1 protein-coding gene is annotated in these 428 nt (G+C 61.4%); it reads left to right on the top strand.

The window, feature by feature from the left end; translation table 11 throughout:
* Positions 1–428, top strand: a 428-nt coding sequence (locus ABMC88_RS18475) for a cadherin-like domain-containing protein (protein WP_349578363.1), incomplete at both ends; no start/stop codon positions are given.

A 428-nucleotide genomic window follows, 5' to 3' on the forward strand; every position in this document is an offset into this window, starting at 1 on the left:
TCTGACGGTGAGCTGACGGATACAGCCGAGCATGTGGTGACTGTGGAAGCCTCCGTTGGCCCCGAAGCCTTTGACGATGTGGCGACCACTGCCGAAGAAACGCCGGTCATCGTGGATCTGCGCGGCAATGACTTTGACCCTGACACGCCGCTGGACGAGCTGGTTCTGTCGGACATCACGGTCCCCGCCGAGCAAGGCACCGTGGTCGACAATGGCGACGGCACCGTGACCTTCACGCCCGCGCCGGAGTTCAACGGCGACGCGACGATCACCTATACGATCACCGATCCCGAAGGGAACAGCGACGAGGGCCAAGCCGTTGTTACTGTGACAGAATTCCTTGACCCGCCAGTGGCCGTGGACGATGTTGCCGAGACGGATGAGGACACCTCTGTCATGATCGATCTGACCGGCAACGACACCGATCC

This window comes from Sulfitobacter aquimarinus (assembly GCF_040149565.1).
In the GTDB taxonomy this organism is placed as follows: Bacteria; Pseudomonadota; Alphaproteobacteria; order Rhodobacterales; family Rhodobacteraceae; genus Sulfitobacter; species Sulfitobacter aquimarinus.